Raw genomic sequence first — 20,966 nt, 5'->3', positions numbered from 1 at the left:
TTTAGATCGCTGCAGGAAGGATCCAATAACGATGTTGACTCGACGACTTAGCGGAGTCGATAACTCATCGCTCTTATGCCATCTGGATCAATAATGAAGCCTTGATCCTTCAATGCTTTGAGGGAGATGGCAGGTGCCAATATTGAGATGCTGCAACCAGGCATGATTCGGCGCAAATTGTCAAGCGCTTGATGTACGAGAACTGCAAGCAATTGTGCTTGTAATGAGCCGGGTTGGGCGACGAGATTCCAGAGGTTGACATTGAGGCCATGGTCGCTTGTGGCGCGCACAAAACCAACCAGGGTTCCTTTTTCTTGTTCAATAATGCTTAGATGCCAAACGCTTCGCTCAAAGGCCAGGGCCCATTGCTCTGAAGTGTGAGTGGTTTCTCTGCAACGAGCAAGAAGTTTGTTGAGTGCTTGAGGATTGGGTGGCTGTTCAAGGTCTAGCCGGAAGCCGGGGGGGAGTTCGGGCTGTTGAAGAAAGGCAAGCAAGGTGGTTTCAACCGGTGTTGCGCATGCCTGCAGCAATGCCGTTAATGGTGAGCAGTGCGCCTCTTAGCAGTTCGCTGCGGCTGTAAGTGCGACCATCGCCAGCATCGTTCATGGGTGGCTGCCGGTTCTGATCACGCAGCTTGCGAAGCAGGGCCACTTGCAGAAACCCAAGGGGCACGATCGTGCGATTGCGAAGATCGACTGATAGCTGTAGGGCGGGATCGGCCGCGAGCAACCTGGGTTGTCCTGTGATGTTTAAGACCAACCGGCGGGTGAGGCTGTACTCCGTTTCGATGATCTCGAAGATACGGTTAAAGGCTTCACGGTAATCTTCGCGGCCAAGGCTAGTCATGTAGTGATGAGCCAGGTCTAGGTCTACTTTTGAAAGGGTCATCTCCACCTTGGAGATCAGCATTCGGAAGAATGGCCAGCGTTGGTGCAGTCTGCGTAGAAGGTCAAGCTGGTCAGCGTCTGATTCGACTTCAGCGGCTAAGGCTGTTCCAACGCCAAACCAGCTCGGTAGCAGGAATCGACTTTGCGTCCAGCCAAATACCCAGGGGATCGCTCTCAGACTAGAGAGGTCCTTGGCGCCGCTTTTGCGTCGAGCAGGACGGCTGGAGATTTGCAATTTGCTGATTTCTTCGATCGGCGTGACCTGTTGGAAGAAGGCCACCAGATCAGGGTTGTTGTGGACGAGGGCCCGATAGTGCTCACGTGAACGGCCAGCCAGTCTGGTCATCAGTTGATTCCAACTTGGGGTGGCATCTAGCTGGTTGGTTACCAGACTGTTTTGCAGGACGGCCGTTGTGAATGTTTCTAGGTTGTAAAGGGCTAGCTCGGGCAGGCTGTATTTCGATGCCAGCACTTCTCCCTGCTCAGTGATCTTGATTCGGCCGCGCACGGTTCCGCTTGGTTGGGCAAGGATTGCTTGGTAGGCAGGGCCACCTCCTCTGCCAACAGATCCACCGCGTCCATGGAAAAGGCGCAGAGCCACACCCTGGCGGTTAGCTAGATCTTGCAGGGCAATTTGGGCTTGATGGATCTCCCAATTGCTGGATAGAAATCCGGAGTCTTTGTTGCTGTCCGAATAGCCAAGCATCAGCTCCTGCAGAGGTTGGACCTGTTCGCTGACACGAGGGAGCAAATTGCGGTAGACAGGTGAACTCAAAAGTGCCTCCATTACTGCTGGAGCCCGCTGGAGATCCTCTACGGTTTCGAAGAGGGGCACCACAAGCAGTTCGGCATGGCCAGCAGCCGGATCCACGAGGCCGGCTTCTTTGGCTAGCAGCAGCACCTCGAGTAGATCGGAAACTGTGTGACTCATTGAGATCACATATGTGCGGCAGATTCGGCTGCCGAATTCCTCCTGCAGTCGGTGCAGCATGCGAAACACGGCCACCGTTTCTGCTGTACTGGGCGACCAGATAACGGCAGAGGGGATCAGGGGGCGGCGAGTCTGTAGTTCCTCCATTAACCATTGCACTCGCTCATTTTCGGCCATGTCGCCATAGGCCTTAGGGAGGTTTAGGTAGCGGGTTAATTCGTCGAGAGCATCGCTATGGCGATTGCTCTCCTGGCGGATGTCAAGGCTGGCTAGTGAGAAAGCGAAAATGTGGACCTGATTTAAGAGGGTATCCAGAGGCTCACAGCTCAGATCTGTGCTGACCAGGCTGTTGCGGATCAGTTCTAGGTCGCTGCGGAATTCTGCTACTGATTTGTAGTGAAGGGCTTCTCCCGCATTAATGAAATTGGGGCTGGGGTTTAGGCCTTCTGGTGGGGTTTGCCAGCCTGCTTCGGCCAATTGTTGGTTGCGTTGTTGAGTGAGTTTCAACCTCTCCAGGGTGTAGCTGAGTTTGAGGCGATAAGGCTCCAGTCGATAGCGGGCTGCGCGTTCCTCGTAAACCTCGGGGAATCGAAGCCGGTCCATTTCCAGTGCCTCCAACAGTGGAGCGCTTACCTGGCTCCATTGCATGGAGATGCTGAGTTGATCACGGAGTTTTTGAACGGCATTGACATAGCGCTCCAGCATCAGCTGACGTTGATAACAGGCGGTGCGCCAGGTAATTTCTGGTGTAACGGAAGGATTGCCGTCTCGGTCTGATCCAACCCAAGATCCAAACGTGCAGAAGGCAGCTTGTGGAATGTGTACGTCCGGATAGCTCTCGGCCATTGCAGTGATCAGGCGACGCCGTAGCTGGGGCATGGCATCAAAAAGCACCTGTTGGAAATAGTGGAGGGCGTAATCCACCTCATCCAGAACGGAGGGCTTGAACTGATGAAGCTCATCGGTCCGCCACCAGAGCCTGATTTCCTCCTCAAGCTGCAGTCTCAGGCTTTCTTTCTCAGATGTCGATTTTGTTGGATCTGATTGAAACTGCTGCAACAGGCTTGCAACCTTGCGTTGCTTATGGCGAACGGTATGACGGACGATTTCAGTGGGATGAGCAGTGAAAACTAGGCGGATATCCATCTCCTGTAGAAGGGTCTCCAGCTGAGCTGGTGGCACGTTGAGACGGCGAAGTCGTTCGAACAGCTCCCTGAATGTGGCTGGGTCTGTCTGCGTGGCGAGCGGTGGAGCAAAGGGGTCATAGGGTTTGTCTTGGCGGTTGTTTCCTTTGCCAGAGGACATACTTGCGAGGTAGCTGTCTTCCTCGATCCGTTGCTCGAGGATATTCACCAGTTGGAAATAGAGGGAGAATGCGCGTGCTGCGGTGATCGCTTCTGCCAGGTCCATCTCTTGGATCAACAGCACAATTGCTCTGCTGGCACTGTTCTCATCTGCACCTTCAAGGGCCAAAGGTTCACTGAGTTGCTTCAGTCGAAGTAGTCGTTCTGCCTGCTCCGGTGGACATTCGCTGCGTAGCACCGTTTGCCAAAGGTCTTCCACCAGTTCAAGGCGGTTCTGCAGTAAGCGTCCTGCCTGCTGCCCTTCTCCGATTGCTCTGGGCTGTTCGCAATCAGTTTTTTGGGCGGAAGACTGCTGCATCGATGCGCTAGTGGACTCAGGTTTGGCCATGATCATCCCAAAATGGCCTCGGCCTTGCTTGCGTTGAGCTCTTCGGCGTTCATTTCGGCAATGCTGTCTTGAATGACAGCCTCCACAGACTTGCCATCGGCATAGCTCTGTAGCCATTGCATGGCTTGATTGCCCTTATTTAGGACTGTATGCAGCGGTGCAAGTTGTTGCTCCAGACCTAGATCTCTACTGATCGGAATGATTCCCTCGAGCATTGTCTCGATCCAGGAGCGGCACAGGATGGGGCTCCCATCTCGCCAGTGGTGCAGGGTTGCGTCCAGGCTCATTTGAGCGACAGCAGAATCATTTGCATCACAAAGATCAGCAAGTTCATCGGTGGTTAGTCGACTCACTTTGAGTGGATCCAGTTGGCTTGGGTTCTGAAGAAGGCTGAGCACGCGCAGTTCGATTAGGGCAGTCACTGCAAGCAGAACATCGGGATCGGTGATTAAGTCGCAGATGCGCAGCTCTAGACGATTGAGTTGATAGGGGCGGCGAGGTCCGTTTGGCCGTACGGAGGTCCATAGATGACGCTCATTTTGCATCGTGCCAGTGGCCAGTTGTGCTTCAACCCAAGCGACATAGTCAGGATGGTTTTGGAAGAGTGGTACCCGCTCTGGAGTGAGTGGAAATTGCAGCCATCGCTGAGAGTGGCTTCCCGTGGGCTGGCCATCGAGGAAGGGGGAGCTTGCACTCAGGGCAAGAAAGAGGGCTGCTTCACAACGCACCAAGCGCAGCGCAGCAAACAGCAGCGGTAGATCTTCAAGCCCTAGGTTGATGTGAACACTGGTGGTGACCACCCTGGTGCCGTAGTTGGCCTCAATTAAATCGTGATAGGGGTTGAGCGGATCAGATCGTTCAAAGTGATGACTGTCGCCCAGGCTGAGGGTGCTACCAGGAATCAATGTGAGCTGCCGTGGAACCAACCATTGGCGCAGTCTTCGCCTAGGAGTCAGCAGGGCTTCCCTCAATGGGCCGTAGTGTTGATTTGGCTCAGTGATGTATTCCAGATTTCGGTGGTCTGGTTCTGTGACGAAATCAGCAAGATCGCTTGCTACGGCAGTAGCTACGCCGACGTGCTCACCGCTGAAGCGTCCTGTGAACAGCTCCACTTCGAACCCCTTAAGTAGCAGCCGGGTATTCATGACTTGTGGGACTCGAGGCAGGCCAGGGCTGTGAGCATTCCCCTTGCCTTGTTGAGGGTCTCTTCGTATTCCTTGGTGGGGATGGAATCGGCCACCACACCAGCACCTGCTTGAACCTTGACTTGCCAGCCGCCTTCAGGATGGGGCCGCACAATCATTGTGCGAATGGTTATAGCTGTATTCAGAGCACCGTTGAGATCGATGGACCCATACACACCTGAATAAGGTCCTCTTGAGTCGGGTTCGAGCTCATGAATGAGCTGCATGGCTCTGATTTTTGGGGCGCCACTGACCGTGCCTGCTGGGAATGAGGCCATGAGTAGATCCCAAACATCCTTGCCTTTGTCAAGCACACCTTCCACTGCACTGACGATGTGCATGACGTGGGAATATTTCTCGATCACCATCAGCTCTTTCACCATCACACTGCCCGGCCTGCAAACGCGTCCAAGGTCATTGCGGCCAAGATCAACCAACATCACATGCTCGGCACGTTCCTTGGGATCTGCCATCAACTCTGCTTCAAGATTGTGGTCCTCAAGCTCGTTGCCGCCACGCTGACGCGTGCCGGCAATAGGCCGAAGGCTGGCCTTAATGCCATCGGCGACAGGCTCCGCCTTGACCATGACCTCCGGGCTTGAGCCAATCAGCTGCCAGTCGCCGAAGTCAAAGAAAGCCATATATGGAGAAGGATTCACCATCCGCAGACTTCGGTAGAGCTCAAGTGGCTGTTGAGGAACTCTGGTCTCCAGCCGTTGACTGATTACAAGCTGGAACACATCACCTGCGGCGATGTGTTGCTTGGCGGTTTGAACTGCCTCCTCAAAGCCTTGTTGGCTGTAGTTACTGATGGTGGAAGGTGGAGATTGATTTTTTGGTTGCCATTGCAGTGGCTGAATCGGCGCAAGTGGTTCCGCCATGCACTTTTCTAGGTCTTGAATGCGTGCTTGTGCCTTGTCCCAAGCTTCGTTAGCCGTTTGCTCGACACTCAGGTCTGCGTATGCCACGGCAGTGATGAGGCGTTTAACTTGATCAATGATCAAGATGCTGTCCATCAGCATCCAGATACCATCAGGCGGATCATTGTTGTCCCTTAAGTGAACGGGCACTGTGGGTTCAACCCACTTGATCAGTTCAAAACCCCACATTCCATAGAGCTGGCCAAGGGGGGGTAGGCCTGGCAGGGTTGCGGTGCGATAAGGAGCAAGCCATTGCCTGAGGCCTTCAAAAGGGTTGCCGATGGCTTCATCGGTTCGTCCTTCTCGCCAACGACGTGTGAGGTGTTTCCCTCGGCAGGTGGCTGTCCAAAGTGGATTGCAGGCCACCACACTCCAGCGCCCAAGAGTTTCACCCCCTTCGACCGATTCGAGTAAGACCCCAGGGGGATGATCTGCCCCAACTTTTAACCAAGTTGTTAGAGGGGTCTCCAGATCCGCTGGCCAACTGCGGGCCAAAGGAATGAAATTGGCACCACTAGCAGCCATCTCAAAGAAATGGTCACGATCAGAGCTGAGCATGAGGGAATCTTCGCAGCAGGTGCCGATTGGTTGAAGATCCCCGTACCCTTCAGGCGAAAGGGACTCAGGCGTCGTAGGTGTTGCGCCCGCTGAATTTTAATTTCGCTGGATTGGCGTTTTCTCCGATCCGGCGATTGTTGACGTTCACCATAACCCTCCCTTCATTGACTTTCTCGGGGAATACGCCGTCTTTTGGATGCAGGAATTCGGTGTCACCACCTGGGAAGACGCGATAAATTTTGTAGTCTTCAATCTTGGGTTTGAAGGTACGCAGTTGAGTGCCTAACGCGAGGCATTGTTCTTTGCGAGCGAAATACATGAGGTTCTCGCCCTCATTCATTTCAGCTGCGCCGCCAGTGGGTAGTTCGAACGCCTGAGCTGTTGAGCTGCTCCAAGTGATGGCGTACTTCTCTTCGGTTTCAGCGGAATTTAGAAGGCCCCCGGTGCTCCCTAGATACTTGGGATACTGACCTGTTAACGCCGTTGCTGTCATGAGTAACCTCGAGAATCGGCATACCGTTACAGGTGAAAAGTAGCACTGCGTTTTGTGCCCTATGGCACTGCTTGGCTGCAAGCTTCACACCCGTCAACATTGTGGCTTGTTTTGGAGTTCAAAGTTTTTCCTCAGCGATGGGAAAAAATACTGTGAGCCCTTTGTCCCGACGCTGTGTTAGCCACCCACCCAAGCTAGCCAGCATTCGTTGGGTTGCAGCTTGGCTGAGTTGCAGGCTGCCGGTTTTGGGGTCCCAGCTCAGCACTGGGCCTAGAGCAGCCTTTTGATCCCTACTGCTGGCTCCTTGATCTTCATGATTTGGTATTTGGCTGAGGATTTGAAGCTTTAGGCGGGGGCCCGCAGGGCGAAGTGTGAGCGATAGGCTGCCACCTGCTGGCAGGCCGCGGCTCGTGCGATCAATTAATCCACCCAGCATCGGTTCAAGACGTCTTGGATCACTAAGAACTTCTGGCAAATCAGGGGTGATATCGATCTGGAGTCCTACCCCGCGGCGTTCGAGCTGCTGACGCCAGGCTGGATGAAGCATGGCCAGCATGGCGCCGAGGTCGGTATGGGCGAGCATGGACGCTTCTGGCGGCTGCCGCTGAAGTTCTGCGGCATGAAAAATGAGACCGAATCGATCAATTTGCTCAGTGCACTCAGCATCGATCTGTTTGAGACGTTTGACTACGACACCAGGAAGGTCACTTCGCCGCAGCAGGGAGTGGATCAGGGTTCGTATGGTGGCTAGTGGGGTTCGCACCTCGTGAGTGAGTGCCTCCAGCAGAATGAGTTCAGCACTCGTTTCTTGATTTGTTTCTCCTATGGACTTGGCCGGGTGTGATCTTTCAGGAGTCGGTTGCAGTGTGAGACTTGGGGCCATGCCGGCCAACCGTTCCGCAAGCCGAGGCCAGAAGATTTTTTCTAGTTCAGGGTTGCTTTGTAAAGGTCCTAGGTTTGCCAAAGCCTGACGAAGCTCAATGGCATGGCCAGGGTCTTCGCTGTTCAGTCTCAGGTCCAGCATCTTCAAGAGATCACTGAGGGTTTCGGGATCACTGCGCATTAACAGATGGCGCTCTGCGGGTTTGCCATGCAGGGCCAGGGCAATTTGAACATCCGGGGTAATGATCAGCAGAAGGGGCTCATGACCATCGTTTTGGCGCAGTGGTAACCGTTGATAGCCCCCGACAGCTGAATTGCTTCTCTCATGGATTGATGACCTCACGCGACTGGGGGGCAAGAGGCCGCCTTGAGGAGAATGGAGTGTTTCGAGCTCGTCTGGTGCCCAGACCCATCCTTTTAAGCGTTCGAGCAGTCTTGGCTCATAGAGCGCAGGTAGGGGTGCTGCCAGCCAAAGCCCCTTTTCAGGATCCATGGGCAGCAGGATGTCGTCTTGCAAGGTGTCCAGAGCTGCCCACCACAGGCGTCGAACGGTGGCTTCATCGACTCGGCCAGGAGTGACACCTTCTGCAAGCCGTTGTTGGATCGTGGTGAGCGAGATGGAATCTCTCACCAGTTGTTGAGTCTTGTGTGGCCTCGGCGTGCCACCGAAAGGCAGAGTCCAAGTGCTACGAAGTTCACCACCATTGCTGAGCGGCCATAGCTCATAAATGGTAAGGGGATACCAGTTACAGGGCCAAGGCCAATGGTCATAAAGATGTTCACGACCACTTGGAACATCACCATCGTGGCGACGCCTATGACAACCAGTGATTCGAAGTCAGTGCGGGCTTCTCTGGCAACTTGTAGTAGGCGTCCCATGAGTAGCGCGAAGCCTGTTACGACAAGGATGGTCCCGATGAAGCCAGTTTCTTCCCCTAGGGCACTGAAGATGAAATCGGTGTGCTGCTCGGGGATGAAACGTAGCTTGGTGAGTTGACCTTGCAGCAGCCCTGTGCCAAATAGCCCGCCAGAGCCAATGCCCACAGTGCTTTGCAGGAGGTGGTAGCCACCACCTAGGGGGTCTTTGGTGGGATCGAGAAACAGCACCAGCCTTTCTCTTTGATAGTCCTTGAGGCCATGCAACCAAAGCCAAGGGGTGGTAACAGCCACGACTCCTTGCAGCGCCAAAGTGAGCGAAGCGGCCAGGCGTTTCCATGGCAGTGAGCGATAGGCCAGCAAACCCATCAGAGGGAGCCATGCGCAGAGAGTCCAAGGCCATAGCCCTGCAAGGAGTGCTGTGGCTAGAGGTGATAGGAGCAACAGGACCCATTCCCAGGGCATGTCAGCCCAATAGAGCATTGTCACTAGCAGGGCTCCGAACACGAGTGAACTGCCGAGATCCGGTTGCAGGAAGACCAGTGTCCAGGGCACAGAAATCACGGCCAAAGGCCTCATCAGGTCGATGGGGCGTTCTATCGGGTGGCGGTCGAGTACTGCTGCCAAAAGGAGTATTGCTGTCAGTTTGGCGAATTCAGATGGCTGAACATTCACCCCAGCGATGCTGATCCACCGCTGAGCGCCTAGGGCGGAGGTGCCGATTAGGCGAACGGCTACCAGGCTCAGAACAGTGAGTGCGTAGAGGGGAATTAATAGCGGCCGCAGTCTCTGGACTGGCAATCGGGCCAGCAACAGAGCGACCAAGCATCCCAATCCAGCGGTGATCCAGTGGTGATACCAGTCGGCGTAATCAGCCTGTCTTTGAGTGCTGGCGATCAGGACGCCCGCAAGGATCACCATGGCCACTGGCACCCCCCAGAGCACTCGATCCAGTTCTTTCCACCATCTGCGTAGATGCCCTTTAGAATGGAAGGACTTGCCACCATTGCGTCGCCGCCTCTGGCTTGAAAGCATGGTCAGCTGGCCTTGGAGGCGCAATCCAGAACTTGTTTGGCTAATTGCTTGAAGGCTTTGGCACTCACTGATTCGGGTCGGCTATGAACGATGGGGCTACCTTCATTACCCCCCTCTTGCACAGGCATTTCCATAGGGATTTGTGCCAGCAGAGGGACATTGTTTTCCATCGCCAGCTGCTCTCCCCCTCCAGAGCCGAATAGGGCGTAACGACGCTCTGGTTGATCGGGAGGTACGAAGGCGGTCATGTTTTCGACCACGCCCAGCACGTTGATGCCCATTTGCTTGAACATTGCCAGTCCTCGGCGAGCATCCTGCAGTGAAACTTTCTGGGGGGTGGTGACAATCACCACCCCCGCAATGGGAACTGCCTGCGCTAGTGACAACTGTGCATCGCCAGTGCCTGGAGGTAGATCGACCACCAAAACATCTCGCTCCCCCCAGTAGGCCTGATACAGGAATTGGCGGATAATCCCGTTCAGCATCGGGCCGCGCCAGATCACTGGTTGGTTCTCCTCGATTAGCAGACCCATCGACACCATGGCTATCCCATGACTTTCGATCGGGATGATGCATTGCTCAGCACCGTTGCCGCTCACCTCAGGGGTTTGATCAGCGACTCCAAGCATGGTTGGAGTATTTGGTCCATAGATATCGGCATCGAGCAGTCCCACGCTTAGACCCTCCTGGGCTAGTGCGCAGGCCAGATTGACGGCCACGGTGCTTTTGCCAACACCCCCTTTACCACTGCTTACGGCGACAATCTGCTGAACCCCTTGGATGGACTGGGGCTCGGCAGATTGGCCATGGCCAGCCTGGCCTATAGGCCCCTGGCTGGCAGTCTCCCCAATTTCAATCTGCACCTCACTGATGCCGTTGAGCTCTAGTAAGACTTGTCGAGCTTCTTGTGCCAATCGATCCCTTTGGCTTTGGGCAAATCCAGGCAAGGTGAGGCGGATGACGGCGCGAGGAGGAATGACACGGACGTGGTCAATCCAGCCCATTTCAAGAGCCGAGCGGCCGCTGCCTGAATCCTTGACTTGATCAAGCGCATTGTGTGCTTGCTCGGCCGTGGCCATGCCTTTCCTTCAGGTGAGAGGATCCTATGTGTGGACTCTCGTGACAGTTCTCAAGGGCGATATCTGAAAAGACACAAAAACAGAGCTGTCCTGGCACAAAATACAACGCAATACTATTACTGTTGTCTGCATTGTTCCTACTTTAATTGGCAAGCTTATGGGTGCTTCTGAGAATGTTGGCCAAGGTCCTCCTCCTCCTCACTCGCGCAAACGTGCACGTGAATTGGTACTCGGCTTGCAAGATGAGATCTGTAATGAACTGGAGAGTCTGGATGGTGGCCAATCTTTTAGAACTGACAGTTGGGAGCGGCCTGAAGGGGGTGGTGGGCGATCCAAGGTGATGCGTGAGGGCCGAGTTTTCGAACAGGGCGGCGTTAATTTCTCTGAGGTGCACGGCGAGGAGTTGCCTCCGTCGATTTTGAATCAGCGGCCTGAGGCAAAGGGGCATCCCTGGTTTGCTACCGGCACTTCGATGGTGCTACACCCTCGCAATCCCTATGTACCTACGATCCACCTTAATTACCGCTATTTCGAGGCGGGGCCGGTTTGGTGGTTTGGTGGTGGCGCTGACCTCACGCCGTTTTATCCCTACCTGGAAGATGCCCGCCATTTCCATCGCGTTCACAAGCAGGCTTGTGACACGGTTGGACCTGAGCTCCATAAGGTCTTTAAACCTTGGTGTGACGAATATTTCTATCTGAAGCACCGTGGTGAGACACGTGGTGTGGGTGGAATTTTTTACGACTACCAGGATGGATCTGGAGTGCTTTACAAAGGTCAAAACTCTGAGGGGCCCGCTGCACAGGTCTCACGGGAGTTAGGGCCTCATCCGAAGAGCTGGGAACAGTTATTTGAGCTGGCCAAAGCTTGCGGGAAGGCTTTCTTACCGGCTTATGTGCCGATTGTGGAGAAACGTCAGGAGCAGGCCTATGGCGATCGAGAACGTCAATTCCAGTTGTATCGCCGTGGGCGATATGCGGAGTTCAATCTGGTCTGGGATCGGGGCACGATTTTCGGATTGCAAACCAATGGTCGAACTGAGTCGATCTTGATGTCTTTGCCACCACTGGCTCGTTGGGAGTATGGATATGTCGCACCAGCTGATTCAAGGGAGGCTTTGCTCACTGATTTGTTTACTCGACCTCAGAATTGGTTTGAGGATTCGACGTTGGAGGAGCGTTGTCGACCACACCAGGCGGTGGATTAGAAGACGTCTTCCCACGTACTCCCAGCATCAAAGCATCGGTGACTTTAAGGGCGATGGCTTGAATGGTTGCTTCTCTGGTTTTGGGGTTGCGGAGATTTGCCTCCAGACTCCCTTCCAGCATTCCGATCTCAAGGATGCTGATCCCTCGTCGTGGTCCACCAAGGCCTCCCCGAAAGAATCTGGGAAATCGACCGAAGCTCTGAGCAAGACTTTCATCCACTCGGTTGAGGTTGCGATTGAGGGCCGGGATCAGTCCAGATCCATATCCATGCGGGCTGTATGCATCGAAGTGAATCTCTAGGATGTAGTCGCGTTGCCTGGAAAGGCGGCGGGCTACTGACCAGTTGGTACGTGGATCGCTCGCTTTAGCAATTGAGAGTGCTCCTGGGTCGTAGCCGATGATATTGAGCCCTTTTTGCTTACTGAGGGCAACGACTGCATCGCGTACTTTCCGGTTCCAAAAGAGTTCATCCCGCATGCGGGGATCCATCGGTGCTTCTCCCCTTTGATCAACTGCAGCACCTGGGGTTCCTGAGCCATGCATCCCCTGTGAGTCTGCATGTCCTGCCATGACAACAATCTTTAAAGAGGGAGACACAGGTTGGCGACCTACCCAATTGCCCCTTAAGCGCGTGCGGGGACCGGTGTTTAGCTCTGCAATCGGCGATTGAGACGGTGCTGTTCTTGAAGGAGATTCAATAGGTGGCGCAGATGGTGCTTCTGCGGAAGTGGCCGGGCAAAGCAAGCTGATCCCCAAGCTGAAAGCTGTGCTCAGAACCAATAGGTTCCTGCCTTTCTCGCTGAGATTTGAAATCACTCAGATTGGAGAGGATAGAAGAGAGCCATCGCTAGCAAGCTCAAGGGGCTGGGAGAGTTCCAATTCCATGGCAATCAGTTCGTCGCGATGGGCCCTCAGCCGCAGGCTGCTGCCTTCGTCGTCGCTGGAGCTGATCAAGCGAAGTTCAACGGCTTCAATGCGGTTGGCGCGATTGCTGTAGATCAATCCTGCGAGTGGGCCCAGACCAATAAGCAGAAGTGGCCACCAGTCCAGGAGGGGATAAAGCTGGCGGACAACCAGTCCAAGGCAGCCTGAACCAACGGCAGCGTATAGGGATAACAGGATTGCCAGCGATTGGCTGGAGGCAACGCTTCCACGGAAGCGAAGGACTTGTCTATCAGCATCGCCACTATCTTGCTTCCAGCCTCGTTCCTCCAGCCAGTGGATCATTCCATTGAGGACCTCTAGTGGGGGACGCGGTGAGTGAACATCTACAACCGTGGTTCGGTCTTTACTTGCTGCCCGCAGAAAGAACACCAGGCCGATGGCCAGTAGCACTGTGAGTAGCAGGGTCGAGGAGAAGACCGCCGGCATCGCGTTCGTGCATGGGTGCTGATGTACCCATCTGTTCTAGGTCTTTACGATGCCATGGCAGGGCTCTATCAGTCGCTTTGCATCAGCCTTTGCTGTAGCGAGGAGCTGAAGCATGCGATTCGGTCGGATCAGGTTTTGGGCAGCGGTGGTTGGTGTTGTTGTATGAGCCTTGCTTAGCTCTTTAGAAAATTCAGGACTTTTTGCAGCATGCCTTTCGAAAGCCGATGGCGTGGCAGCCTCAGAGCTAGTTGATGCAAGATGCTTGCTTGATAGTTGACTGTTTTGAGCAAGGAGATCAGCAATCTGTAGTCGGTTGCTCCCAGATCGAGACACTGTTGCGGTGGTTGAAAAAATCTTGCTTGATATCGGCCAGACAGTTCAGCGAGGGCATGCTTCGGATGCTCAAGGCGAGCGAGTGACAATGCCTGATTCAACCCAGTCTCGCCACCGTTTTCAAATCAGCAAAATGAGCAAGCCGGCGCTGTGGCCCTTCAGAGTGGTGAGGATCTGTCCTGGCCCTGCGCCATTTGCTTAATGGCCGACTTTTCTCAAGCTCCTGCAAGTTTTGTCGTTTTCGATGGGGATCTCGACTCAGACTGGGCGAATCGATATCTCAGAGCATCTGCCATTGCGGTAGACACTGAGGCTATGGGACTTATTCATGGCCGCGACCGCCTCTGTCTTGTGCAGATTTGTGACCCTGCCGACAATGTGGCATGCGTGCGGATCGGTTTGGGTCAGACCTCTGCCCCTCGCTTGCAGAAGCTCATGGAGGCCACTTCTGTTGAAAAGGTGTTCCACTTTGCTCGCTTTGATGTGGCCGCACTTGCTAGCGGATTGGGCATCTCCGTTTTGCCCATTTTCTGTACGAAGGTGGCCAGTCGCCTTGCACGTACCTATAGCCCTCGCCATGGGTTGAAGGAGGTGGTGATGGAGTTGGTTGGAGTTGAACTGGATAAGCAGGCCCAGAGCAGTGATTGGGGAAGGGTTGAGGAACTCAGCGATGTTCAGTTGGCCTATGCAGCCAACGATGCTCGATATCTGCTTCCGGCTAGGCAACGTCTAGAAATGATGTTGCGACGTGAGGGGCGCTGGGAGATTGCTCAGCGTTGTTTCAGCTGCATTCCTGTTATCGCGGAACTGGATCGTTTGCGATTTACCCAGATCTTTGAACATTGACCAGTGTCGTGGGCTTTAGTCCTCAACCATGAAGTTCTCTTCACTGGCCACAGCTTCCAGAAGTAGGTCGAGTTGAGAACCTGAGGTGTTTTCTCCCTCTGTTGGGCGTGAGCGAGCCTCCTCAAGTAGACGTTCGGCAATGGCCTTGCGGCCTTCAAGATTCCTAACCTCCTCTCGACTTGCTGTCAGGTCAACCTTCCTTCGGGCCGAGGCAAGGCTAATGCTGAGGCAGCTGGCCAGTTCGGCGCAGATTTTCACTAAGGCATGGTCCTGCATGGCCGCCATGGCAGTGGTGCTGCAAGCGTTCAGTATCCGCTATGGCGGGTCAAACAGAGCGTTGTCTAGGTGCTCTCGTATGTCCTAATAAAAGCTGTGAGATCAGTGCTGCGAGTGCAGCACTTCCGCCAGCTGTTCCCATTCGTCTGTTGCCAACCCTGCCTAATCGCTGTCGAAGGGAGTCGTCTTTTAACAGTCTCTGCAGCCTGTCTGCCAGTTCTTCTTTGCTTTGACAGGGCAGTACGGCTCCTCCCAAGAGGCGACTTTGCCGCATGGCGAATTGTCGTTTGAATTGTGGTCCTGGCCCAGGCATGGATAAGGCTGGAATGCCTAGACCTACAAGTTGTTCTGTGGCGGTTCCAGCGGTGACAAGGCCCACTTCGGTCCAGGCCGCCCAGCGGCTGAATTGACCAGGCCCGAGCAGCACGAGCTGTGTACCTTTGACCCAGCAGGCCTTGGCTTCCAGGGTGTCGATGGGGGGGATGGATGGTAGATAGCCATCGGTTCTGAGAATCGCTTCGATCTGGTTGAGGCTGGGTTGGGAGCCAAGGGCTACAAGTAGTGCTAGCGGTAAATCGCTTTCGAGCTGGCCTAGGCCTTCAAGCAGTCGCTTGAAATTCGTGCCTGCTTCGGGCATTCGACTTCCACAGAGCAATAACAGTCGCCGGTATCGGTTGAGGGCGGCAGGAATTGCTTCGACCTTGAATCCATCCATCATTGGGTTTCCAGGCGCCGTTGCGGCTACCCCGTGGCGTCGTAGTCCGCTGGCGGTGAGCTGATCACGAACGGCAACCACTCGGCATCGCGAAGATCGCATTAGGGCCCATTCCCAGGGATCCCATTCACTGCCTTTGAGGCGGTGGTAGTGGTCGCTCAAGGCTCGGCCTGGTCCACTTCGCCAGGTGTAATCACTTTTCGGTGTGCCGATGAAGCCATAGGTTCCACCACTGCTCCATGCCATGAGCAGGGGCAACAGGTCTCCTACTGCCAGAATGGCTTTGCCAGCTTTGGCTGAGCGGCGCACACATCGCCACTGTCGCCAGCTGAGCAGAGTGAGTCCGGCAGCAAGATCAGCAATCAGGCCCCGCAAGCTTTGATTGCTGAAGCCACCACTTGGCAAGGGCGCTGAAGGGCCCAGGCGCTTAAGCCATCCAGCGGCTAAGGCATGTTCAAAAGCTTGTCCTACCCCTACGAGGGGAAGCACTTCAATGGGCAGACTTGGACATTTGCGATGTAGTGCCTCCAACACCCGTAGTGCAATCAGATCCTCGCCATGCCCGTTGCAAATCACGAGCAGAGAGCTAGCAGAGTGGCTGATACGATCCGCTGCAGGGAATTGAGTCTCCCTGGCGGCGGCATGGCCAAGTGGTAAGGCAGAGGATTGCAAATCCTTTATCCCCAGTTCGAATCTGGGTGCCGCCTTCGACAATGTCCTCCAAACAAGTCGCAGTAACTGGCGTGTTCTCGTCTTAGTTCTCTGCAAAAGAGGAAGGGGAGCGGAAGGGGAGTTGGGCTACTTCTCAATTAACGTTGTCACGATTCCATGAACTTAACGAATGAGATTAGCCTTGAAGAAACCGGAGCCAAGTCCAAACCATTTTTTCTTGTCTCGTAGGAAAGTAATCGCGAGTTCAAAGTCCATCAAGCCTTCATCCTCAATGACTTCTTTAGAGAGTCTTCCTTCGCTCTGTTTGGCGTAGTTCTCATAAATTTCGTCTTTGCGGGATCCAAGAAAATCAACTATTTCTTGAAGAACATGATCTCGCCATACCTCTTTGCTATCTTCGCTTAAAACTTGCTCATGAGCGTCTTTCATATGAGGGCAATCAACCAGCTTTACTTAAGCTAACATCGCTCATGATCTTATTTACTCAATGGGCAGGAAATAAGAGCAAATATGGAAATGGTTGAAGTACAACTGCCATTTCAATAGCGTAGGAGGAGGCTGTTCTGGGTGTTCTTTGCTCTGCCGCCTTTTTTGAAGCTTGTTGATCTCTTAATTAGAAATGAGCTCTATTTTTATTCTTGCTCAACATATAAAGGGTTGGGGATTTTTATGTGTTTGGGGTTCTTCGTAGGTTCCTCCTTTGGATCCAACCAGTTTGCCGCCATCCTGAGACCATTGGCTGTCGTGGTTCTTGCTTGAGGTGAAGACCAGAGAAGGGCAACGATGAGGCCAAGTAAGATTGTTTTCATTAATGGATGATTAACCTCTCAATTATCAGGGCGACAAATGCTCCTCTTAGGAAGGAAATCCAGAGCAACCCATAGTCAGACACCCCAAGCTTCTTTTTTTCACGTTCAATAGATCTTTTGTGTGCTTCGATCAGGTTCATGCGGCTAATGCTTCCTTTTTCATAATAATCCTGAGGATTGTTGAGAGTGCAAGACCTATTTGTTTTCTGATGGATCGACAAGAGCAACCTTCATCCCTCAACCACAGCGCCAAACTCTCCTTTGCAGCATTTCTCTTGGATCGTCCTCCAAATTTTCCTCCTGTTTTCAAGAGGTGCTAAATGTGTTCAATTGTTTTTTCACTGGTCAGCGAAGGCTCTACTTCAGCAAGACCAGAAAAAATCCAAGAAGGACTGGCATCAATTTACCTATTGCTCTTGTGTTGATCAGATCATCCGCTGTTCTGATATGGATGCTTTTCTTCTAAAGATCTTGTAGCCTTGCAATCGCTTCCACTTGGTTTCTTTCTAGTCGGTTCGACTTCACGACTACCAATTCATCACCTTCATCGATTGCTGCTAAAGCAGTTTGCAGTTGTGGTCTGCCCACTTCTTTCAGCCTAGTGCTGATGGCCTGGTGACAGTTAAGACAGCAGCCTGCTTCATTTAATGCCTCAGCTTGATGATCGGCGGTCTGACATGAAGTGCTCGCTGGGGGCCTTTGCCTAAGCGCTTGAATGTCAATCAAAGGGACCGGCTTTATCTGCTGATGCTTTGATTCCGAATGCTCAAGATTGATTTAGGAGTCCTATGACGCAGATACTCAGAAAATAAGGCCTGTACTTGAGGGCATCCGACGCGGTGCTCTATTGCAGGCTTGACCCTAAGGCTCTTTATCTTTATGGGTGAGAGAACCTGTCGCGGTGCAAGAGACAGCCTTCAACGCGGGTTGAGCTCTCTTGTCACCAATGAGGTGGTCATGATCATTGAGGTAAAAAAACTTGGCGAGTGGATTGTCGTTTCTTCTTTTGTGGGCCTGCTTGCTTTTTGGAGGGTCAGAACATTGGCTCATGGGGCGATTGTTGCCATATGAGGGGATCAGACATACAGGTGGAGGGTGATGAGCTCTTGATGAGCCTGAACAGACCTTGCCAGTCCTGCCGTCCTCAAGCGAAGGTTCTGCAGAGCAGGTCACAAGTAATCTAAAGAGGTGGGGCTATAGGATATTGATTCCTTCAGCTTCATCCAGTGGCAGAGAAAAAATCAGTGGCAGAAAAAAAAGGACAGGAGTTAGCGACTGTCTCCGTTTATTTGAATACAGGCATAGTTGCAGGTATTTTTGCGGTTGGATTCCTTGTCTCAGCAGTTCTGTTTGCTGCTATCACCTTGATTGCAAGGGCGGTTGTATAAGTGACACGAGCGACAATTAAAGAGAGAGTTATAGAGGTTGTCGATTTTGTGACAACCGAATCACCCTATCGATCAGCAACACAGGTATGGATCAATGACTATGTGTCTTTTCAGCTGGGCTCATCGCCAGATCAATCTTTAAAGGAAGGAGATGAGTTGCTAAGCATGTCTATTTATTGGAATACAGGAATAGGGGCAATTATCTTTGGCCTTGGTTTTGTCGTTACAACACTCTTGATTGCAGGTGTGTCTTTGATTGCATGGTGATCTGAAGGGGGGTAGAGCTCGATCCATGATCTTTGTTTATTCCTGCAAAGCATCAGGCCCTTCCTCCTGGGTTCTCGTTGGGATTGGTGAGCTGCCCACTTCCACCTGATCAGTCTGGACCAAGCAATCCAATTTCAGCAAGATAAATCCAACGCTGTTGTGGAGTGAATGAAGTGCTGCTTGGACTATTGATTTGGTCTTGCTCTAGCACCCTGGCGCTCTTTTGGAAGACCTAAAGCTGCTTGGAGCTTGAACAGCCTAGTGTTTGTTGAATCATCACTGATTCAATGGCAAAGGACAACGGCAAGGGCAAGAAATCCAAGAAGTCTAAGAAATGTGCGAGCTCCTCCGGTAGTAGGCGGATCCTTTGGTATGCATTTGGGGCTGGAGGTTTAGCCGCAAGGTGGATAGCGGCATTTGCTCTTTTGGCAATTGCGATCAAGTTGTATCCGCTTAAGCAGGAAGCAAAGTTTTTTAATGCCTGTATTGAAGAGACAAGGAACAGTGGAATGAGCGTCTCTGCAGCAGTTCGTTTCTGCAATGGTGGCACCTGAGGGAGGGGTCGCTTTGTTTGCTGAAGCTTGGATTTCGCCAGGCTTGAAATTGCTTATCAGTCTGAGGTCGTAGATGCCCGAAAATTAGTCTCGGGTTTAAGAACGTCGGTTGAGGGTGTCCTTTTTAATCTTGATGCCAAAAAACGGCTTCACTCTTGGGAGGGTGGCACCTTTTGTCTAGGCTGAGTCAATAGGAGAATGACCTCGATGCCACGCCATACTGCTGCCATTGCCGTAGGTGTTGCCACAGCTGCTGTCACTGCTGTTGGCTTGTCGTTCTTTCGGGTAGGCAAACCCCTGGTGATTGTTTCTACGGCTGTTGCTGGAGTTGCCGGGGTGGCGGTCTCAGCAAGAAGAGATGGGGAAGAGAATGATGTAAATGCTTACATTAAAAGCGGCAATGTTAAATATGGGATTGGTGATTATCAAGGATCAATCGAAGATTTTAGCAAGGCATTAATCATTGACCCTAAGTATGCTCTTGCATATTATAATCGTGGTAATGCGAAGGATGAATTAGAGGATTATAAAGGTGCGATTGATGATTACAGCAAGGCTCTGGAAATTGACGCCAACCATGCTATTGCATACAACAATCGCGGTGTTGCAAATAGGAAATCAGGCGACAATCGAGCGGCAATTGCTGATTACAATAAGGCACTAGAGATTGATTCTAAACTTGCGGTTGCTTACCTAAATCGTGGAATTTCAAAAGAGAATGATGGCAACCTAACAGGTGCTTGTGCTGATTGGAGAGAGGCATCCGCATTAGGCGATGAAATAGCTGCTAAGTGGGTGAAAGAGTCATGCCGCTAGAATGTGTTCTGTCTGTCTGCACCATGCAATTTGGGAGTAATGTTGCTTCACTTTTGGCTGATCAATCTTGAAGTTCTCCAAGCCTTCGCTTTGCTAAACTGCATGGATTCTCTTTTCTCACTCTTTCTTCTAAAATGAAGTTGTTAATTCAGGATTAGTGCAGATTGAATTAACCCGTTTTAGAGGCTTAATGACCTTCGGCTCACTGAGGTTCTGTTGACCTATCTTAAGCGCTTTCTTTACTTTTTAGAAAGGAGCATTGCTGTTTTCTGACTGTTAAGGGGGCAAATCTTTCCCTTCGCTAAAGCTCCAACGAGCCGGATTTGGCCCTGGGTCTTCTTGTGGTGCGCAGAATAGACAAGCTTGTAGGTAGGTTCGCTAGCCAGTTATAAGGATCCTCGTCTTGAAGTTGCCCGCTCTTGCTGGTCTCTCAAAGTTGGGCTTCTCCGGTAAGGACCTCTCCACTCATGGCCCGTGCCCTGCAGCGGAGTTTTGTCAAAGAGAGCTCACAATCACCCTTTACCGGCCAGGCTTGAGGCAGTCCTTCTGCAATTCCTCGCCCATCAAACTTTCTTTCTGCCACGCTGCTCACCGTGGCTGTCCATCTTTTCTTGTTCAGGGTGCAGCTACCTGATATACAGCGTAATGGGATGGTCTGATCCGGTGCGTTGGCGACAAAGGTGAGATGACGGCTGGATCCGTGTACTACGCCTCGGCCGATGAAGCGTACCCCGGTCACTGTCTCTGTCTTGCGATCCATCTGAACAACATGGCAAGTCTGCAGAGAGCCGCTCCCCAATCTGTATTGACATTTGCTAGCAATCGTTTCAAAGCGACCAATAGCTTGGCGTGGATCGGCGATTGAACTTGTTCCAGCAATCATGGACAGGCTGATCAGCAAGAGGGGAACAAGCGGAGTGCGCATCTAGTTAATAGTCGCTATCAGCGACACACATTCCTAGACAACGTATGCCATTGATTGCGGTTCGCCGACAGTGCTTGCAAAGGACATCCCCATCCTCTGGGGTGTCAACCGCTTTTGCATCCTTGCCCCTTAGAGGTTTTCTGGAGTGAAATGGATCGGATGATTTGCCGGTTCTCGTCATGGTCGCGAGGATGGCGATCTGATTCGATTTTGTGATCATGCCCCTTCAGATGGGAACGCTGGTGAAAC

The 20,966-nt window shown here is 52.7% G+C and carries 23 protein-coding genes and 1 tRNA gene; 7 read left to right on the top strand and 17 right to left on the bottom strand.

What is annotated here, in order from left to right:
* Positions 1-47 precede the first annotated feature (47 nt).
* The 8 genes from SIB41_RS08380 to SIB41_RS08345 all read right to left on the bottom strand — a co-directional run bounded on the left by SIB41_RS08380 (position 48) and on the right by SIB41_RS08345 (position 10,537).
* Positions 48-530 carry an N-acetyltransferase gene (locus SIB41_RS08380; protein ID WP_413358173.1) on the bottom strand — a complete coding sequence of 161 codons (483 nt, stop codon included), beginning with the start codon at positions 528-530 and terminating at the stop codon, positions 48-50.
* Entirely contained in the window at positions 502-3,516 is a 3,015-nt protein-coding gene (gene ppc / locus SIB41_RS08375) for a phosphoenolpyruvate carboxylase (RefSeq protein WP_413358171.1), read from the bottom strand. The genes SIB41_RS08380 and ppc overlap by 29 nt, the downstream gene beginning before the upstream one ends.
* A complete protein-coding gene (gene gshA / locus SIB41_RS08370) occupies positions 3,513-4,655 on the bottom strand; it encodes a glutamate--cysteine ligase (protein WP_413358169.1) in 1,143 nt (380 codons plus the stop codon). The genes ppc and gshA overlap by 4 nt, the downstream gene beginning before the upstream one ends.
* A complete protein-coding gene (locus SIB41_RS08365) occupies positions 4,652-6,172 on the bottom strand; it encodes an anthranilate synthase component I family protein (RefSeq protein ID WP_413358167.1) in 1,521 nt (506 codons plus the stop codon). Before SIB41_RS08365 ends, gshA begins: the two co-directional genes overlap by 4 nt.
* Before the next feature lie 64 nt (positions 6,173-6,236).
* Entirely contained in the window at positions 6,237-6,665 is a 429-nt protein-coding gene (locus SIB41_RS08360; protein ID WP_011826874.1) for a photosystem I reaction center subunit II PsaD, read from the bottom strand.
* A gap of 118 nt (positions 6,666-6,783) precedes the next feature.
* Positions 6,784-8,178: a sensor histidine kinase gene (locus SIB41_RS08355; protein WP_413358165.1), complete on the bottom strand. Its 1,395-nt coding sequence runs from the start codon at positions 8,176-8,178 to the stop codon at positions 6,784-6,786.
* Positions 8,175-9,458, bottom strand: coding sequence for a rod shape-determining protein RodA (gene rodA / locus SIB41_RS08350; protein ID WP_413358163.1), 1,284 nt, complete (start codon positions 9,456-9,458; stop codon positions 8,175-8,177). The genes SIB41_RS08355 and rodA overlap by 4 nt, the downstream gene beginning before the upstream one ends.
* 2 nt (positions 9,459-9,460) lie before the next feature.
* Complete coding sequence (locus SIB41_RS08345) at positions 9,461-10,537, bottom strand: Mrp/NBP35 family ATP-binding protein (RefSeq protein ID WP_413358161.1); 1,077 nt, start codon at positions 10,535-10,537, stop codon at positions 9,461-9,463.
* Positions 10,538-10,667: 130 nt separating this feature from the next.
* Between SIB41_RS08345 and hemF the strand changes: the two genes are divergently transcribed.
* Positions 10,668-11,744, top strand: coding sequence for an oxygen-dependent coproporphyrinogen oxidase (gene hemF, locus SIB41_RS08340; protein WP_063400783.1), 1,077 nt, complete (start codon positions 10,668-10,670; stop codon positions 11,742-11,744).
* Here the strand turns inward: hemF and SIB41_RS08335 are convergent.
* From SIB41_RS08335 to SIB41_RS08325, 3 genes are read right to left on the bottom strand one after another with little or no spacing between them, the layout of a single operon-like run.
* Positions 11,671-12,501, bottom strand: coding sequence for an N-acetylmuramoyl-L-alanine amidase (locus SIB41_RS08335; protein WP_413358159.1), 831 nt, complete (start codon positions 12,499-12,501; stop codon positions 11,671-11,673). The two genes, hemF and SIB41_RS08335, sit on opposite strands and share 74 nt — an antisense overlap.
* 60 nt (positions 12,502-12,561) lie before the next feature.
* Positions 12,562-13,116, bottom strand: a complete 555-nt coding sequence (locus tag SIB41_RS08330; protein ID WP_413358157.1) for a cofactor assembly of complex C subunit B — start codon at positions 13,114-13,116, stop codon at positions 12,562-12,564.
* Positions 13,117-13,152: 36 nt separating this feature from the next.
* Positions 13,153-13,449 (bottom strand): hypothetical protein, encoded by a 297-nt coding sequence (locus SIB41_RS08325; RefSeq protein ID WP_413358155.1) that lies wholly within the window; start codon positions 13,447-13,449, stop codon positions 13,153-13,155.
* A 201-nt stretch (positions 13,450-13,650) separates the two neighbouring features.
* Here SIB41_RS08325 and SIB41_RS08320 point away from each other — a divergent pair, with 201 nt between their 5' ends.
* Positions 13,651-14,295 carry a ribonuclease D gene (locus SIB41_RS08320; protein WP_413358153.1) on the top strand — a complete coding sequence of 215 codons (645 nt, stop codon included), beginning with the start codon at positions 13,651-13,653 and terminating at the stop codon, positions 14,293-14,295.
* 15 nt (positions 14,296-14,310) lie between these two features.
* On the opposite strand, the gene SIB41_RS08315 is transcribed toward SIB41_RS08320, so the two are convergent.
* Together SIB41_RS08315 and SIB41_RS08310 are read right to left on the bottom strand one after the other, a co-directional pair.
* Entirely contained in the window at positions 14,311-14,580 is a 270-nt protein-coding gene (locus SIB41_RS08315; protein ID WP_413358151.1) for a hypothetical protein, read from the bottom strand.
* Positions 14,581-14,620: 40 nt separating this feature from the next.
* Positions 14,621-15,868: a lipid-A-disaccharide synthase-related protein gene (locus SIB41_RS08310; RefSeq protein ID WP_413361475.1), complete on the bottom strand. Its 1,248-nt coding sequence runs from the start codon at positions 15,866-15,868 to the stop codon at positions 14,621-14,623.
* 54 nt (positions 15,869-15,922) lie between these two features.
* Here SIB41_RS08310 and SIB41_RS08305 point away from each other — a divergent pair.
* A tRNA-Cys gene (locus SIB41_RS08305) sits at positions 15,923-15,993 on the top strand.
* Between the two features lie 127 nt (positions 15,994-16,120).
* On the opposite strand, the gene SIB41_RS08300 is transcribed toward SIB41_RS08305, so the two are convergent.
* Positions 16,121-16,387, bottom strand: coding sequence for a hypothetical protein (locus SIB41_RS08300; protein WP_413358149.1), 267 nt, complete (start codon positions 16,385-16,387; stop codon positions 16,121-16,123).
* An 842-nt stretch (positions 16,388-17,229) separates the two neighbouring features.
* Positions 17,230-17,493: a recombinase family protein gene (locus SIB41_RS08295; protein WP_413358147.1), complete on the bottom strand. Its 264-nt coding sequence runs from the start codon at positions 17,491-17,493 to the stop codon at positions 17,230-17,232.
* Positions 17,494-17,993: 500 nt separating this feature from the next.
* Here SIB41_RS08295 and SIB41_RS08290 point away from each other — a divergent pair, with 500 nt between their 5' ends.
* The 4 genes from SIB41_RS08290 (at position 17,994) to SIB41_RS08275 (ending at position 19,792) form a co-directional block, all read left to right on the top strand.
* Positions 17,994-18,155 (top strand): hypothetical protein, encoded by a 162-nt coding sequence (locus SIB41_RS08290; RefSeq protein WP_155724717.1) that lies wholly within the window; start codon positions 17,994-17,996, stop codon positions 18,153-18,155.
* Between the two features lie 48 nt (positions 18,156-18,203).
* Entirely contained in the window at positions 18,204-18,422 is a 219-nt protein-coding gene (locus tag SIB41_RS08285; RefSeq protein ID WP_169189829.1) for a hypothetical protein, read from the top strand.
* Positions 18,423-18,709: 287 nt separating this feature from the next.
* Positions 18,710-18,976, top strand: a complete 267-nt coding sequence (locus SIB41_RS08280) for a hypothetical protein (protein ID WP_063397582.1) — start codon at positions 18,710-18,712, stop codon at positions 18,974-18,976.
* A 198-nt stretch (positions 18,977-19,174) separates the two neighbouring features.
* The gene (locus SIB41_RS08275) at positions 19,175-19,792 is read left to right on the top strand and encodes a tetratricopeptide repeat protein (RefSeq protein WP_413358145.1); all 618 of its coding nucleotides are present in this window, start codon (positions 19,175-19,177) and stop codon (positions 19,790-19,792) included.
* Positions 19,793-20,222: 430 nt separating this feature from the next.
* Here the strand turns inward: SIB41_RS08275 and SIB41_RS08270 are convergent, their stop codons facing one another.
* Positions 20,223-20,717: a hypothetical protein gene (locus SIB41_RS08270; protein ID WP_413358143.1), complete on the bottom strand. Its 495-nt coding sequence runs from the start codon at positions 20,715-20,717 to the stop codon at positions 20,223-20,225.
* A 4-nt stretch (positions 20,718-20,721) separates the two neighbouring features.
* Positions 20,722-20,937, bottom strand: coding sequence for a hypothetical protein (locus tag SIB41_RS08265; protein ID WP_413361561.1), 216 nt, complete (start codon positions 20,935-20,937; stop codon positions 20,722-20,724).
* Between the last annotated feature and the right edge of the window lie 29 nt (positions 20,938-20,966).

It is taken from the genome of Prochlorococcus sp. MIT 1201, from assembly GCF_047303415.1.
Taxonomy (GTDB): Bacteria; Cyanobacteriota; Cyanobacteriia; order PCC-6307; family Cyanobiaceae; genus Prochlorococcus; species Prochlorococcus marinus_D.
The sequence above is the reverse complement of the archived record's forward strand: the minus strand, read 5'-3'. Positions and strand labels throughout refer to the sequence as shown.